Source organism: Loktanella sp. IMCC34160 (assembly GCF_004145845.1).
In the GTDB taxonomy this organism is placed as follows: Bacteria; Pseudomonadota; Alphaproteobacteria; order Rhodobacterales; family Rhodobacteraceae; genus SELP01.
Genome location: NZ_SELP01000001.1, coordinates 530,291 through 543,190 on the forward strand (window position 1 = coordinate 530,291; position 12,900 = coordinate 543,190).

Consider the following 12,900-nt stretch of genomic DNA (forward strand, 5'->3'; position numbering starts at 1 on the left):
CCACTTTGGTCCTGCTCTGATCTTTGGGGGGATTTAGACGATGCAGACGCCCTATTACCTGATCGACAAGGCGCGGCTTCTTCCGAACATGGAAAAGATTGCGTGGCTGCGGGAAAACTCGGGCGCCAAGGCGCTTTTGGCGCTGAAATGCTTTGCCACCTGGGATGTGTTCGACTTCATGTCGGATTACATGGACGGGACCACATCGTCGTCGCTGTACGAGGTCCGGCTGGGGCGCGAGAAATTCCCGGGCGAAACCCATGCCTATTCCGTCGCCTATGCCGATCACGAGATCGACGAGGTGATCGGCCATTCCGACAAGATCATTTTCAACACCATCGGCCAGTTGGACCGGTTCGACACGCAATCGGCCAACCATGTGCGCGGGCTGCGGGTGAACCCCGGCGTGTCGACCAGCGGTTTTGACCTTGCCGACCCGGCGCGGCCGTTTTCGCGGCTGGGCGAACATGACCCCGAAGCGATCGCCAAGGTGATCGACCGGGTGTCGGGCTTCATGTTCCACAACAACTGTGAAAACGCCGATTTCGACCGGTTCGACAACATGCTGTCGCTGATCGAACAGCGCTTCGGCCACCTGATCCGCGACATGAAATGGATCAGCCTTGGCGGCGGCATCCATTTCACCGGCGAAGGCTATCCGCTGGACCGGCTGGCCGACCGGCTGAAACGGTTTTCGGATACCAATGGCGTGCAGGTCTATCTTGAACCCGGCGAGGCGGCGATCACCAAGTCGACCACGCTAGAGGTGACGGTTCTGGATACGCTGTTCAACGGCAAGAACCTTGCCATCGTGGACAGCAGCATCGAGGCGCATATGCTGGATCTGCTGATCTACCGCGAAAGCGCCAAGATTAGCCCGAACGAAGGCCCGGAAGAGTGGATGATTTGCGGCAAGTCCTGCCTTGCCGGGGATATCTTCGGCGAGTTCCGCTTTGCCGACCCGATCCGCCCCGGCGACCGGATCAGCATTCAGGACGCCGCCGGCTATACCATGGTCAAGAAGAACTGGTTCAACGGCGTCAAGATGCCCGCCATCGCGGTGCGCGAGCTAGACGGCACCGTGCGTCTGGTGCGCGATTTCGGATACGAGGATTTCGCGGCGGCATTGTCCTAAGCCTCGTATCGATCGGGAGAAGGCCACATGTCTTTTGACTATGATCGTCTGTATCGCGATACGCCCGATGCGCTGGGCCCGCCGTCGAAGCCCTTTGTGGACTTCTTCAAGCGGGTTGCCGGACGGGGGCTGACCGTCCTTGACCTGGGCTGTGGGCAGGGGCGTGACGCCCTGTTCATCGCGCGGATGGGGCACCCGGTGCTTGGCGTCGATATCGCGCCGCACGGCATCGCGGCCCTGAACGCGGCAGCGCAGGCCGAGGGCATTCCGGCACGGGGCGTTGTCGCCGATATCGTGGATTTCCAGCCCGAAGCGATGTTCGATGTGCTACTTCTGGACCGGACATTGCATATGCTGGCCGAAGGGCCGCGGCTGTCGGTACTGGCGCGGCTGCTGGATCATGTTGAACCGGGTGGCTGGGTGCTGATTTCTGACGAAGCGCCGAATATGCCGGGGATCAGGCAGGTGATCGCGGGCCACGGCGCTGGCTGGCGGACGGAATACGAAAAGGCCGGTTGGCTCTTCCTGCAACGTGACGCAGACTAGGATTGAAACTCTAACCAAAGGGGGTTTGGCCCGTTGAAAAAGAATGTTCTCATCATCGGCGCAGGTGGCGTCGCTCAGGTCGTGGCGCATAAGTGCGCGCAGAACAACGATGTGCTTGGCGATATTCACATCGCCAGCCGGACGCTTGCGAAATGCGAAGCGATCCTTGAGTCGGTCCGTGAAAAGGGCGCGATGAAGCAGGAGGGCGTTCTTCAGGCCCATCGGGTTGACGCGATGGACAGCGCCTCTGTCGCCGCGCTGATCCGGGACACCGGCAGCCAGATCGTGATCAACGTCGGATCGGCCTTTGTGAACATGACGGTGCTGGACGCCTGCATCGAGACCGGCGCCGCCTATATCGACACCGCAATTCACGAAGACCCGGCCAAGATCTGCGAGACCCCGCCGTGGTATGCCAACTACGAATGGAAGAAGCGCGACCTGTGCGCCGAAAAAGGCGTGACCGCCATTCTGGGCGCGGGGTTCGATCCGGGCGTGGTCAACGCCTTTGCCCGCTTTGCCATCGACATGATGGACGAGGTCAAATCGATCGACATCGTGGACATCAACGCGGGCTCGCACGGCAAGTATTTTGCCACCAACTTCGACCCCGAGATCAACTTTCGCGAATTCACCGGGGTGGTCTACTACTGGGAAGACCAGCAGTGGAAAGAGACGACCATGTTCGCCTCGGGCCATGACTGGGACCTGCCCGTCGTCGGCACCCAGCGCGCCTATCAGTCGGGTCATGACGAGGTGCATTCGCTGGCCACCAATTATCCGCAGGCCGATGTCCGGTTCTGGATGGGGTTCGGAGACCATTACATCAACGTCTTCACCGTGCTGAAGAACCTTGGCCTGTTGTCGGAACAGCCCGTCACCACCGCCGAAGGGCTGGAGGTCGTGCCGTTGAAGGTGGTCAAGGCCGTGCTGCCCGACCCGTCCAGCCTCGCGCCGAATTACACCGGCAAGACCTGCATCGGCGATCTGGTGAAGGGCGTGAAGGACGGCGAACCGTTCGAGGTCTTCGTCTACAACGTCGCCGACCACAAGGAAGCCTATGAAGAAGTGGGCAGCCAGGGCATTTCCTACACCGCTGGCGTGCCGCCGGTGGCGGCGGCGATGCTGGTGGCGACGGGAGAATGGGACGCGGGCACCATGAAGAACGTCGAGGAACTGGACCCCAAGCCGTTCTTCACCATCCTGGACCAGATCGGCCTGCCGACCCGGATGCAGATCGGCGGTCTGGGCGGCGAAGACAAGCCCTGGAACGCCTGATGATTTGCCCCGGCGGCGCGGGTTCGCTGCCGGGGCTTGTTCCGCCTTTGCGCGGCCCGGACCCGCAGCGCGCGCCGCTTTTGCGAAAACTTGATCTCACTTAACCGATTGTTGGGGCTTTTGGCCCAAACCTGTCTTCGCCACGACATGACGGAGACGAGTTGATGAGCCTATATTCCGACCTGCGCGACGCTGCCAGTGCCGCCGGAGACCGCAGTCATAACGCCGCCTTCATGGGCAGTTACCTTGAAACCCTGACCCTGGTCGAACGGCTGCATCGGCTGCTGCTGGACGTGATCAAGGATGAATTCGAACGGCTGGGGGTTCTGGAAGTGAACCCGGTGCAGGCGCTTCTTCTGTTCAACATCGGCGACAACGAAGTCACAGCCGGGGAGTTGAAAACGCGCGGCTACTATCAGGGCTCGAACGTCAGCTACAACCTCAAGAAGCTGGTGGACATGGGATACATGCACCATCAGCGCTGCGAGATCGACCGCCGGTCGGTGCGGGTCCGACTGACCGAAAAGGGCCGGCATGTGCGCCGCGTGGTGGCCGACCTGTTTTCGGCCCATTCGGACGGGCTTCAATCCCGCGCGATCCTCGACATGGACGGGATCGAACATATCACAGCGGCGCTGCGCCGGGTGGAACGCTATTGGGCCGATCAGATCCGCTATATCTATTAAGGCAGGCAAGACCAGAGCGAGCAAGGGCGCGAGGAGGGGGCAACTCTCTCGCGCCTCTTGCTGTCAGGGCAGGGGGGCCATGCCGATGGCCAGCGTCTGCAATTCGCGGATCAGCTTGCGGCGCATCGCGGCCTCGTAGTCGTCGAACCCCAGCGCGGTTTCGATAAAGGCGCCCGGGCCCCGGATCACGTAGCTTTGGAAATAGGCCGAAAGTTCCTGAATCTCTTCGGTCCGCGGGTCGCCTGCGTAGATGTCCACATCCGCCCCGATCACCAGCGCGTTGACCACCATGCCGGGCGGCAGGGCCGCATCGGGGATGTCCTGCGGGCGGATACCTGTATTGGATTTGCCGTCGCCCGATATGTCGAGGGTCTGTCGCCAGCAGTCCCCTTGCCCGCGCAACAGCCCGATCCCCGTCTCGACCGCCGCGCCAAGGGCGGTGGTGACGGGCTGGCCCGCCGGCCGGGGGTGGCCGCGCAACACCGTCGCGGCACTGGCAATCGCGACGGGGTCGGACAGGTCCGACCAAGGCAGGATGACCCGCTGGTAATTCGGCCCTGACCATTCGTAGACGGTGATCCGCACCGGTGCACCACCATCGCCCAGAAGCGCCTCGACCACCTCGGGCGCGGTCAGGGCGGCGGCCAGCCCATCCAGTTGCAACCGGTATTCGCGGGCGTCGACCGACCCCGACACATCCAGCCCAAGCGCCAGCGCCTGACGACAGGCGGCGTCAGCCGGGGTGGCCGCAAACAGCGCAAGGGCGAGGGTGGCAGCCTTCATCCCGCCCCGTCCCCGGCCCCAGTGGGGCGGGCGCCGATCATCTGCGACTGCAACTCGCGCAGAAGCTTGCGGCGCATGGCGCGTTCAAAATCCTCGAACCCATCGGCGACCTCGACGAAAGATCCCGGTCCCTGCCGGACCTCGTCCATGTAAAACCCGATCAGCCGGTCCGGGTCTTCGTAATCGCCCGCGTCGATCACCAGCCCGTTCACCGTCACCCCGTCCAGCGGAAAATGGGCATAGGCCTCGGTCGGGCCGAAGCCTTCGTTGTTGATACCGTCGCCGGACAGGTCGATGGTCTGGAACAGACAGTCGGGCCCGTCACGCAGCACGCTGGCCGCATGTCCCAGCGCATAGCCGACGGCGGTTGGAAAATCGTCGTGGGCGCGGCGGCTGGACGCGATCCGGTTCGACACGATCAGCAGATCCGCCTCGGACCGGATCAGCCGCCAGGGCTGGATCGTGATCTGGTTATAGCGGCCCGACCATTCATAGATGGCAATCGCCACCGGATCGCGGCCCGCCAGAAAGGCCTCTTGCACCTCCGGGTCCAGAAGTGCGGCGGACAGGCCCAGCCGTTGCAGCCGGTCTTCATCGGCATCGACGCTGGACGACACGTCCAGCGCCAGAACCAGCGCAAGGCGACAGGCCGATGCCGGACCCGTCGCCGCGGCGCAGAGGGCCGCCAAGGCTATGGCGGCCCCTCGGATCACCAGTGGCCCGTGTTTTCCATCGAGGCCCAGGGCTCGGCCGGGGGCAGGCTGTCGCCCTTCTGCAAAAGCTCGATCGAGATATTGTCGGGCGACCGGACAAAGGCCATGTGCCCGTCGCGCGGGGGGCGGTTGATCGTGACCCCGTTGTCCATCAGGAGCTGGCAAATCGCGTAGATGTTGTCGACCTCATAGGCGAGGTGGCCGAAATGGCGGCTGTCCGAGGGCAGCCCCTCGTCCCCGTCCCAATTGTAGGTCAGTTCGACCGGGCAGTCCTCTTGACCCGGAGGCGCCATGAAAATCAGGCTGAACCGCCCGCCTTCGTTGTCATAGCGCCGGGTCTGTTTCAGCCCGAGAAGTTCGTAGAATGCCATCGAGGCCTCAAGGTCTTTGACCCGGACCATCGTGTGAAGGTAGCGCAGTGCCATCGGTATTCCTTTCCCTGAATCGGGCAAAGGGTAGCATGGCAACGGGCGGGCGCCAGCCCCGTGGTCAGAAGGTGGACCGAATTCCGATCTGAAGGCTGGTTTCCGCGGTGTCAAAGCGGCTGACGTTGCTCCGGGTGATCTGCCGCGTCAGGGTCAGCACCGGCGCAAACCCGGCGTAGGACCAGTCTGCCGGGGTCACCTCGACCGAGGCGAAGCCCATCGTATCCTGCCGCCCGCCGGGAACCACAAACACCACCGCGTAATCGGGATAATCCGACATGGCCCCGCCAAGGGTGAACCGCATGCTGGCCGGGCCAATGGCCTGCGCCGGGGCAAAGGACAGCTGCGCGGTTGCCACATCCGACCGGTCGTTTGGGGTCGGACTTTCGGTGTGTCGCAGGCTGAGGCTGGCCGCGTATTGACCCGGCATCGCCCCGTCCGCGACCCATGTCAGCCCGCCGCCAATGGTCCCGATCCGCGCATCCCGTGCCCCGTCGCCATCCCAACGCATTTCCATGCTGGAAAAGACCTGAGCGGCGGCGCGGTCAGACAGGGTATAGGTGCCGTCAGCCGAGAGCTTTGCAAAGCTGTAGCTGACCTCTGCCTCAGCCCCGCCCCAGACCCGGCCGAAATTGACACCCCAGCCATAGCCAAGCGCGTCGGTGACCCGACGGTCCCCATATCCCAGATCGGCGACAAGATAGGCAAAGTCGCCGTTTTCAGCCTCGGGCGCGGTTTCGCGGGCTGCGTCCGACAGCCGGACTGCCCGCCCGATCATCCGCGCCGTCAAGTTTTGTTGCCGTGTTTCACTGCTGCTCAGCCGGTAGCGCAGTGCAACGTCCCCCCGCGCCTCGATCCCGGACAGGGCCTGTGCGTCGCCACTAAGGACCCCGATAAAGGGCAGTCCGTCGATGATGCTGTAGGCGCTTTCGCTGCCCCCGTTAAGGTTGGACGAGGGCGTGGCGGCGAAGGCAAGGTCGATCCGCAACGGGTTCCGGTCCGCAACCAGCCGATAGTCCCGCGCGGTCTGCCGGGCCTGCGCATCGTTCGGCGCGTGGATCGCGGCGCGGCGCAGCCAAATCTGCGACTGGGTGAATCTTTCGGCCCGCATCGCGGCCAGCGCGGTCAGCCGCGCGGCTTCGTACTTCTCGGTCTCGGTGGTCGAGAGCGCGTAGGCGCGTGCCCCGGCTTTTTGCCCGCCCGCGGCGTCACCCAGTTGCGGCAGTGCCGCAGCCAGAAGAACCCATGCGGTCCGGTCATCGGGATTGGCCTGCAACAGCCCAAGCGCCAGTTCCCGCGTCAGTTCGGGGTTGCCCGACAACAGCGCCTCTTGCGCAAGTCGCCGTCCACTGTCGAGGTCCAGCGCGATCCGGTCCTGCGCCGTAGCGGAAAAGGCCAGCCCCGCGAAAACCACAAGGCTGGCCAGAAACCGTTTCGACCGGGAAATCACCGGCCCGGACTAGTTGGCGTCAACGCAGATCGGGGCATCGCCCGGCTGACCGCATTGCATCAGCACGAAGATCCCGAATTCGTTTTCGTTGTCGATCCCGTCAAGGAAGTTCTCAAGGAACACCGACCCGGCGACCGCCGTCGCGCCATCACCACCGAAGATTCCGCCATAGGTGCCGATGTTTAGCTGCCCCGCATCTTCGGCTACTCCGTTGAAGGTCCCGCCCGGCGTGATCTCGGCAGGGATCAGGAAGACATCGGGCAGACTTGCGCCCAGTTCGCCCAGATCGACGGCATTCAGATTGACCCATGTCCGGTCGGTAATGACACCGTTAACGGCCCCATCCCCGAAGTCGGCGTTCAAAAAGACGTTGCCTGTGACCTGCGCGGGCTGGCCGGGCAGGACAGAGGGGCTCGGGCTGCCCGAAGGCGTGAGAAGCTGTGCCCCATCGGCATCGAGATTGGTGATGCCGGCATAGGACCCGGCATAGCTCACCAGGCCGCCCGGGCTGGTGTAGTCGGCATTGCGCCCATAATAGGTGCCGCCGAAGTATTTGGTGAACTGTCCACCATCCATGGCGACCACCGCCTCGACCGCGCCGTCAAAGCTTTCCGCGACAATGGCCACGAACATCCGGTCCAGCGGGTCATCCTGATAGCTGTAGGCAATGTATCCCGGAACATCCAAGGCCGGGTTGCGGTCATATTCGACAAGGGGAACATCGCCGTTGGTCTGGTCCAGCGCCGCGAGGTCGATCAGCAGAAGCCCGGTCGAGGCGTTATAGGCGACCGCGCTGATGTCGCCGGACAATGCGGCGGGGATCACGTTCGGGTCGGGCACGTCAGGCTCGTTCGGGTCGGTCGGCGTTGTCGGTGTCGTATCCGCAAAGATGAACGGTTGCCCGTCGCCGCAGGCCGTCAGCAGCGCAAGGGTGCTCAGGGTCAGGAACTTTTTGAACATCCGGGGCCTCTCTGCTCTGCCTCTTTCGAATTCGGCGTCAGAATCCGCGCCTTGGGGTTGAAAGTCAACGTTGGACTGGTGGTTTCGCCATCAGGCGGGGCGATGTGCGGCAATTCGGCGTCAAACCACAGCATATGGAGGTTCCGCCACGCCCGCCTGTCACATATAGTGGCGGCTGAATCATTCAGCCGGAGGACCCCCGATGCCCGTCACCCCCGAACAGCAGTCCGAGATCGACGCGCTGCGCGCCAGCCCGAAACAGACCCTGCGGGCCGTGTCCGAAGGGATGGAGGCGCATCTCTACAAGGTGAACCAGGTGCTGGACCACGGCTTTGTCCGGGTCATTGATTACATGGGCGACGATGCCGCCATCTGTCAGGCGGCGCGGGTCAGCTATGGCAAGGGCACGAAGTCGGTGCAGAACGACGCCGGCCTGATCCGCTACCTGATGCGGCACTGGCATTCGACCCCCTTCGAGATGTGCGAGATCAAGCTGCACGTCAAACTGCCGGTCTTCGTCGCCCGCCAGTGGATCCGGCACCGGACCGCCAACGTGAACGAATACTCCGCCCGCTATTCGATCCTCGACCGGGAGTTCTACATCCCCGAACCGGACGCGCTGGCGGCGCAATCGGTGGTCAACAATCAGGGCCGGGGCGAGGCGCTGTCGGGGGAAGAGGCCGCGCGGGTGCTGGAATACCTCAAGGGCGACGCGGCGCGCTGCTATGACCATTACGAGGAGATGATCGGGCAGGAGGGGCAACAGGGGCTGGCCCGCGAACTGGCCCGGATGAATCTGCCCGCCAACATCTATACCCAATGGTACTGGAAGGTGGACCTGCACAACCTGTTCCACTTCCTGCGGCTGCGGGCGGACGCCCACGCGCAATATGAAATCCGGGTCTATGCCGAGGAGATCTGCAAGCTGGTCGCCGATTGGGTCCCCGCCGCCTATGGCGCCTTCGAGGACTACCGGATGGGCGGCGCCACACTCTCCTCGCGCGCGATTGACTGCGTGAAACGTATGCTTAAAGGTGAAGAGGTCACGCAGGAAAGCTCTGGCATGAGTAAGGGCGAATGGCGGGAGTTCATGGAGGTGGTTGAGGGGTGAACTTAGGCAATGGCAGGCGAATTCACAAGGTTCGAATTGGCTCACGAAAGGGCCGAACATTTTCTTTTTCTATACGATTTGGTTGCAGATCGCCGAAAACGGAATGTTCGTTCTGATTGGGCAAAGAGTTTCAAGAAATTCATGCATTGGCCTTCGAGGCAAAGGGTCTTGAGGGTTGACGGTCGAGATAGCATTTTGATTCTCAAGGATGCACCACACGGCCTGACGCGTGAGAGATTCAATCATAGCTATGCCTCAGAGCTCCTGAGATCGGCCGTCGTTTCATCAGTCTCGTCAATGGATCGCTATCTACACGATGTCGCAGTAACTAGATGTTTTTCATTCTTGAACGGAGCGGAGAGGGATATTCCCAAAAAGCTGCGCAGATTTGAGTTTCCGGCTCACAATGCATTCAAGGCCACACGGACATTGCGCCAAGATCCAAAGTCGAGGCCGGGTAATCTGCTCAAGAGAGCGCTACAGAATAAGTTGCATTCTATTACATTTCAAAGCTCAAACGGTGTTGGTGAGTTTGCTCAGTTAATAGGCGAAAAAGACTTCTGGAGAAGAGTCCGCGACGATATGAACGGTCAAAGAAGTGTGGAAGAGGTTCAGGCGCAGCTGAACAGAATAGTGGAGAGGCGCAATTGCATTGTTCATGAGGCGGATCTCTACAAGCAAGTGAAAGCGCGAAAATATGCACTTCGCGATATTGACCGAGCTTTTGCGGATGAAAGCGTGTTCTTTATCAAGGAGTTTGTTGGTGCCATAGAACGCGTCTTGAGCTAGCGAAGGCGCGTTCCGCCCACACCCTCGGGCCGGGCGCGTTGATGTGGGGTTCGCGGGGTGCGAGGAGGTGTCGCGCCTGCCGTGCCTACCTATCGGACCCCTTCACCCGCCCAATATCTGAGTGGCCCGCCTTCGGCGTGACGGCGGGCGCGTTCCGCACCCACCCTCGGGCCGGGCGCGTGGGTGTGGGTTCCATGGGCCGCGATTAGGTGTCGCGCTTGTCGCGTCTACCACTCGAACCCCTCGACCCTGATCCGTTCCCCCAGCAGGAACGCATCGGCCACGTGCCGCAGGGGCGAGAGGTCCATGTCCGTTCCCCCCGTTTTCACCAGCCGCGCCATCTGCGCATAAAGCGTCGGGTATTCCCCCAGCGCCCCCTCGGGCCGGGCGACGGGCGTGCCGTTCACCGTCATCTCGGCCCCGCCCTTGTCCAGCACCATCGTGCCCTCCTCCGTCTCGGCCTCGATCCGCCACGCCGGCGCGCCGGGTTCCAGCCAGTCCAGTTCCATCCCCACCTCGGCCCCGCCGGGGTGGTGGAAGGTGCAGCTGGCCGCGATGGGCGTGTGCCGGTTCTCGGGGAACATCAGCCGTGCCCGGGTCAGGTGCACCGGGACGGGCAGGATCTCGGTCAGGATGGACAGGGCGTTGACGCCTGGATCGAACACCCCCAGCCCGCCGGGTTCGAACACCCAGTCCTGCCCCGGATGCCATTGCCGCACGTTTTCCTTCCAGGTGATCTGCAGCCGCCGCAGGGTCTTGTCGGCCAGCCATGCCTTGGCCGCGGGCACCATATCGGCGGCCCGCGAATGCCATGTGGCAAACAGGCAGACCCGTTGTTCCGCCGCCAGCGCCGCCAGCGCGTGGCATTCCGCCAGCGTCGCGCCGGGTGGTTTTTCCAGCATCACGTGCCGCCCCGCCGCGATGGCCTGTCGGGCGTAGTCGAACCGTGGCACAGGCGGCAGGCAGAGCGAGACAACCCGCACCTCGGGGTGGGCGTCCAGCATGGCGCCAAGGTCGGTATAGGCCGCGACCCCGTCGACCGTGCCCCGGCGTGACACCGTGGCCGCAAGCGTCCAGTCCGGGCTGTCGGCGATGGCCGGAACGTGCTGATCCACGGCGATCTTGCCGATCCCGACGAGGGCGATGTCCATCAAGGTGATCTCCTGTTCAGTCCTGTCGTATGGTTCGGGCGACCAGCCCGGACCGCTCCGCCCATGGGGGCGCAATGCCGCGTGGCCAATCTGGTGATTGGCCGGGTGCTAATGACTGTCCTTGCCCACGGCCCGCCCCCGGCAGCCGCGCAGGAAATCAAGGTCGGCCCCGGTGTCCGCCCCCTGCACGTGCTGCTGGTGCAGCCAGTCGTAGCCGCTTGCCGGTTGGTCGTGGGTCGGGGCCCAGTCTGCCAGCCGCGCGGCCAGTTCCGCCTCGCTGATGTCCAGATGCAGGCGCCGCGCCGCGACGTCCAGTTCGATCATGTCGCCGGTCCGCACCACGGCCAGCGGCCCGCCCGCCGCCGCCTCGGGCGAGGTGTGCAGGACGACCGTGCCATAGGCGGTGCCCGACATCCGCGCGTCCGAGACCCGGACCATATCGGTGATCCCCTTCTTCAGCACCTTCGGCGGCAGACCCATGTTGCCCACCTCGGCCATGCCGGGATAGCCCTTGGGCCCGCAGTTCTTCAGGACCATGACGCAGGTCTCGTCGATCTCCAGCGCGTCATCGTTGATCTTGGCCTTGTAGTCGTCGATGTCTTCGAACACGACCGCGCGGCCCCGGTGTTTCATCAGGTGCGGCGAGGCGGCAGAGGGTTTCAGGACCGCCCCGTTCGGCGCGAGGTTCCCCTTCAGCACCGCGATGCCGCCCTGTTGGGTCAAGGCCTTGTCCAGCGGCAGGATCACGTCCTCGTTCCAGTTGGTCACATCCTTGACTTCGTCCCAGATGGTCGCCCCGGAGACGGTCAGCGCGTCGCGGTGCAATTGCCCGGCCTCGCCCAGCCGTTTCAGCACGACCGGCAGGCCACCCGCGTAGAAGAACTCTTCCATCAGGTATTTGCCCGAGGGCATGAGGTTCACGATTGTGGCCACGTCGCGCCCGCAACGGTCCCAGTCGTCCAGCGTGATGTCGGCGCCGACCCGGCCCGCGATAGCCAGAAGGTGCACGACCGCATTGGTGGACCCGCCGATGGCGCCATTGGTGCGGATCGCGTTTTCAAAGGCCTGTTTGGTCATGATGTCAGAAGGTTTCAGGTCGTCCTTGACCATCTGCACGATCCGCCGCCCGGACAATTGCGCCATGGTCCGCCGCCGGCTGTCCACCGCCGGGATTGCCGCGTTGCCGGACAGGGCCATGCCAAGCGCCTCGGCCATCGACGCCATGGTGCTGGCGGTGCCCATGGTGTTGCAGGTGCCAGAGGACCGGCTCATGGAATTTTCGGCCTCAAGGAATTCTTCGGGCGTCATTTCGCCGGCCTTCACGGCCTCGGAGAACTTCCACAGGTGGGTGCCGGAGCCAACCCGCTCGCCCCGGAAATAGCCGTTCAGCATCGGCCCGCCGGTGACGACGATCGAGGGGATATCGGTCGACGCGGCGGCCATCAGCAGCGATGGGGTGGTCTTGTCGCAGCCGACCAGAAGCACCGCGCCGTCAATCGGCTGGCCGCGCAGCTGTTCCTCGATCGACAGGGCGGCAAGGTTGCGGAACATCATCGCCGTGGGGCGAAAGGTGCTTTCCGAGGCCGAAAAGACCGGCACCTCGACCGGGAAGCCACCGGCCTCCCAGATGCCTGCCTTCACCTTTTCCGCCAATTCCCGCAGGTGCCCGTTACAGGGGGTCAGGTCGGACCATGTGTTCATGATCCCGATGATTGGTCGCCCATCGAACAGGTCGTGCGGGTAGCCCTGATTTTTCAGCCAGCCCCGGTGATAGATCGTGTCGCGTCCGGTGCCTTCGTACCATTCCTGCGACCGAAGTCGGCGGGGCCAGGGGGCGGGTGTAAAGCTCATGGGATGTCCTGCTGGTTGCGGG

Annotated in this window: 13 protein-coding genes; 6 read left to right on the forward strand and 7 right to left on the reverse strand. The window is 63.3% G+C overall.

Annotated elements, in window-relative coordinates; translation table 11 throughout:
• Positions 1-40 precede the first annotated feature (40 nt).
• The 4 genes from EU803_RS02590 (at position 41) to EU803_RS02605 (ending at position 3,645) form a co-directional block, all read left to right on the forward strand.
• The gene (locus EU803_RS02590; protein WP_129679456.1) at positions 41-1,135 is read left to right on the forward strand and encodes a carboxynorspermidine decarboxylase; all 1,095 of its coding nucleotides are present in this window, start codon (positions 41-43) and stop codon (positions 1,133-1,135) included.
• 27 nt (positions 1,136-1,162) lie between these two features.
• Positions 1,163-1,681 (forward strand): class I SAM-dependent methyltransferase, encoded by a 519-nt coding sequence (locus tag EU803_RS02595; RefSeq protein WP_129679458.1) that lies wholly within the window; start codon positions 1,163-1,165, stop codon positions 1,679-1,681.
• 33 nt (positions 1,682-1,714) lie between these two features.
• A complete protein-coding gene (locus tag EU803_RS02600; RefSeq protein WP_129679460.1) occupies positions 1,715-2,959 on the forward strand; it encodes a saccharopine dehydrogenase family protein in 1,245 nt (414 codons plus the stop codon).
• Between the two features lie 233 nt (positions 2,960-3,192).
• Positions 3,193-3,645: a winged helix DNA-binding protein gene (locus EU803_RS02605; RefSeq protein ID WP_242494276.1), complete on the forward strand. Its 453-nt coding sequence runs from the start codon at positions 3,193-3,195 to the stop codon at positions 3,643-3,645.
• 63 nt (positions 3,646-3,708) lie between these two features.
• Here the strand turns inward: EU803_RS02605 and EU803_RS02610 are convergent, their stop codons facing one another.
• The 5 genes from EU803_RS02610 to EU803_RS02630 form a co-directional block, all read right to left on the reverse strand.
• Complete coding sequence (locus EU803_RS02610; protein WP_129679464.1) at positions 3,709-4,428, reverse strand: DUF1194 domain-containing protein; 720 nt, start codon at positions 4,426-4,428, stop codon at positions 3,709-3,711.
• Positions 4,425-5,117, reverse strand: a complete 693-nt coding sequence (locus EU803_RS02615; RefSeq protein ID WP_242494255.1) for a DUF1194 domain-containing protein — start codon at positions 5,115-5,117, stop codon at positions 4,425-4,427. The genes EU803_RS02610 and EU803_RS02615 overlap by 4 nt, the downstream gene beginning before the upstream one ends.
• A gap of 20 nt (positions 5,118-5,137) precedes the next feature.
• A complete protein-coding gene (locus EU803_RS02620; protein ID WP_129679468.1) occupies positions 5,138-5,566 on the reverse strand; it encodes a VOC family protein in 429 nt (142 codons plus the stop codon).
• A gap of 64 nt (positions 5,567-5,630) precedes the next feature.
• Positions 5,631-7,016, reverse strand: coding sequence for a hypothetical protein (locus EU803_RS02625; RefSeq protein WP_129679470.1), 1,386 nt, complete (start codon positions 7,014-7,016; stop codon positions 5,631-5,633).
• A 9-nt stretch (positions 7,017-7,025) separates the two neighbouring features.
• The gene (locus EU803_RS02630) at positions 7,026-7,976 is read right to left on the reverse strand and encodes a thymidylate synthase (protein WP_129679472.1); all 951 of its coding nucleotides are present in this window, start codon (positions 7,974-7,976) and stop codon (positions 7,026-7,028) included.
• A 202-nt stretch (positions 7,977-8,178) separates the two neighbouring features.
• Between EU803_RS02630 and thyX the strand changes: the two genes are divergently transcribed.
• Positions 8,179-9,087, forward strand: coding sequence for an FAD-dependent thymidylate synthase (thyX, locus tag EU803_RS02635; protein WP_129679474.1), 909 nt, complete (start codon positions 8,179-8,181; stop codon positions 9,085-9,087).
• A 141-nt stretch (positions 9,088-9,228) separates the two neighbouring features.
• The gene (locus EU803_RS18775) at positions 9,229-9,876 is read left to right on the forward strand and encodes a HEPN domain-containing protein (RefSeq protein WP_277985700.1); all 648 of its coding nucleotides are present in this window, start codon (positions 9,229-9,231) and stop codon (positions 9,874-9,876) included.
• Between the two features lie 227 nt (positions 9,877-10,103).
• Here the strand turns inward: EU803_RS18775 and EU803_RS02645 are convergent, their stop codons facing one another.
• Positions 10,104-11,027, reverse strand: coding sequence for a Gfo/Idh/MocA family oxidoreductase (locus tag EU803_RS02645; RefSeq protein ID WP_129679478.1), 924 nt, complete (start codon positions 11,025-11,027; stop codon positions 10,104-10,106).
• Between the two features lie 108 nt (positions 11,028-11,135).
• Entirely contained in the window at positions 11,136-12,878 is a 1,743-nt protein-coding gene (araD, locus tag EU803_RS02650) for an L-arabinonate dehydratase (protein WP_129679480.1), read from the reverse strand.
• Between the last annotated feature and the right edge of the window lie 22 nt (positions 12,879-12,900).